Genomic DNA, 3074 nt, shown 5'->3' on the forward strand with positions numbered 1-3074 from the left:
TCGAACCGCCGACCGATCGGTTAACAGCCGATTGCTCTACCAACTGAGCTACCGAGGAACGTTTGAAGGATTCGCACCTTCAAAACTGGATCTGCATGTTTGCTAAGAGTGTGGATAAGTCCTCGACCGATTAGTATTCGTCAGCTCCACGTGTTACCACGCTTCCACACCGAACCTATCAACCTCATCGTCTATGAGGGGTCTTACCAGCTTGCGCTGTGGGAAGTCTCATCTTGGAGGGGGCTTCACGCTTAGATGCTTTCAGCGCTTATCCCGTCCGCACATAGCTACCCAGCTGTGCCACTGGCGTGACAACTGGTGCACCAGCGGTGCGTCCATCCCGGTCCTCTCGTACTAAGGACAGCTCTCCTCAAACTTCCTACGCCCGCGACAGATAGGGACCGAACTGTCTCACGACGTTCTGAACCCAGCTCGCGTACCGCTTTAATGGGCGAACAGCCCAACCCTTGGGACCTACTTCAGCCCCAGGATGCGATGAGCCGACATCGAGGTGCCAAACCTCCCCGTCGATGTGGACTCTTGGGGGAGATAAGCCTGTTATCCCCAGGGTAGCTTTTATCCGTTGAGCGATGGCCCTTCCATGCGGAACCACCGGATCACTAAGCCCGACTTTCGTCCCTGCTCGACTTGTAGGTCTCGCAGTCAAGCTCCCTTCTGCCTTTACACTCTACGAATGATTTCCGACCATTCTGAGGGAACCTTTGGGCGCCTCCGTTACCTTTTGGGAGGCGACCGCCCCAGTCAAACTGCCCACCTGGCATGGTCCTCTCGCCCGATAAGGGCGACGAGTTAGAAACTCCGTACATCAAGGGTGGTATCCCACCGACAGCTCCACAGAGGCTGGCGCCCCTGCTTCTCAGCTTCCCACCTATCCTGTACATGATGCACAAAGTTCCAATACCAGGCTACAGTAAAGCTCCATGGGGTCTTTCCGTCTTGTCGCGGGTAACCTGCATCTTCACAGGTATTATGATTTCACCGGGTCTCTTGCCGAGACAGCGCCCAAGTCGTTACGCCTTTCGTGCGGGTCGGAACTTACCCGACAAGGAATTTCGCTACCTTAGGACCGTTATAGTTACGGCCGCCGTTTACTGGGGCTTCGGTTCAAAGCTTCGCTTGCGCTAACCCATCCCCTTAACCTTCCAGCACCGGGCAGGCGTCAGCCCCTATACTTCGCCTTGCGGCTTCGCAGAGACCTGTGTTTTTGCTAAACAGTCGCTTGGGCCTTTTCACTGCGGCCCCCTCGGGCTATTAACCCTACCGAGGCGCCCCTTCTCCCGAAGTTACGGGGCCATTTTGCCGAGTTCCTTAGCAAGAGTTATCCCGCGCACCTTAGGATTCTCTCCTCGCCTACCTGTGTCGGTTTGCGGTACGGGCACCTTGTTCCTCGCTAGACGCTTTTCTTGGCAGTGTGAAATCAGGGACTTCGGTACTTAAATTTCCCTCGCCATCACAGCTTGCCCTTATGGTGTGCGGATTTGCCTACACACCAGGCTTGCTGCTTGGACGGCCATCCAGTAGGCCGCTCACCCTATCCTCCTGCGTCACGCCACTCACTCAAGCGGAACAGAGGTGGTACAGGAATATCAACCTGTTGTCCATCGCCTACGCCTTTCGGCCTCAGCTTAGGTCCCGACTAACCCTGGGAGGACGAGCCTTCCCCAGGAAACCTTAGGCTTTCGGTGGACAAGATTCTCACTTGTCTTTTCGCTACTTACACCGGCATTCTCACTTCCAAGCGCTCCACCGCTCTTTCCAGTACGGCTTCACTGCTGCTTGGAACGCTCCCCTACCCAGTCCGTAAGGACTGCCATAGCTTCGGTGATACGTTTAGCCCCGTTACATTTTCCGCGCAGAGTCACTCGACCAGTGAGCTATTACGCACTCTTTAAATGGTGGCTGCTTCTAAGCCAACATCCTGGTTGTCTGGGCAACTCCACATCGTTTCCCACTTAACGTATACTTGGGGACCTTAGCTGATGGTCTGGGCTGTTTCCCTTTTGACGATGGATCTTAGCACTCACCGTCTGACTCCCGGACATAAGTCATTGGCATTCGGAGTTTGACTGAGTTCGGTAACCCGATGAGGGCCCCTAGCCCAATCAGTGCTCTACCTCCAAGACTCTCATTCCGAGGCTAGCCCTAAAGCTATTTCGGGGAGAACCAGCTATCTCCGAGTTCGATTGGAATTTCACCGCTAGCCACACCTCATCCCCGCACTTTTCAACGTGCGTGGGTTCGGGCCTCCAGTAGGTGTTACCCTACCTTCACCCTGGACATGGCTAGATCACACGGTTTCGGGTCTACGGCAGCGTACTTTCGCCCTATTCAGACTCGCTTTCGCTGCGGCTCCGTCTCTTCAACTTAACCTCGCACGCTACCGTAACTCGCCGGTTCATTCTACAAAAGGCACGCCGTCACCCGTCCCGGGCCCCGCAAAAGTAAAACTTTTGTGGGTGGTATAGGGCTCCGACTATTTGTAAGCACACGGTTTCAGGTACTATTTCACTCCCCTCCCGGGGTGCTTTTCACCTTTCCCTCACGGTACTGGTTCACTATCGGTCGCTAGGTAGTATTTAGCCTTAGCAGATGGTCCTGCCAGATTCACACGGGATTTCACGTGTCCCGCGCTACTCGGGATCCGTCTCGGAGAGACTCTTGTTTAGATTACGCGACTGTCACGCTCTCTGGTCAGCTTTCCCAAGCTGTTCATCTACAAGAGTCTTTTGTAACTCCTAGTGAGACGTCCCACAACCCCGCCGGGTAAACCCGACGGTTTAGGCTCTTCCGCGTTCGCTCGCCACTACTGACGGAATCACTATTGTTTTCTCTTCCTCCGGCTACTTAGATGTTTCAGTTCACCGGGTCTGCCTTCTCATCACCTATGTATTCAGTGAAGGATACCATTCCATTACGAATGGTGGGTTGCCCCATTCGGAGATCCCCGGATCAAAGCGTGCTTACCGCTCCCCGAGGCTTATCGCAGTTCGCTGCGTCCTTCTTCGGCTCCTAGCGCCAAGGCATCCACCGTGTGCCCTTAGTAACTTAACCAC

At 54.7% G+C, this 3074-nt stretch carries 1 rRNA gene; it reads right to left on the bottom strand.

What is annotated here, in order from left to right:
- Positions 1-110 precede the first annotated feature (110 nt).
- Positions 111-3072 (bottom strand): 23S ribosomal RNA (locus EDM55_RS20650).
- Between the last annotated feature and the right edge of the window lie 2 nt (positions 3073-3074).

The organism is Brevibacillus centrosporus, from assembly GCF_003710815.1.
Classification (GTDB): domain Bacteria; phylum Bacillota; class Bacilli; order Brevibacillales; family Brevibacillaceae; genus Brevibacillus; species Brevibacillus centrosporus.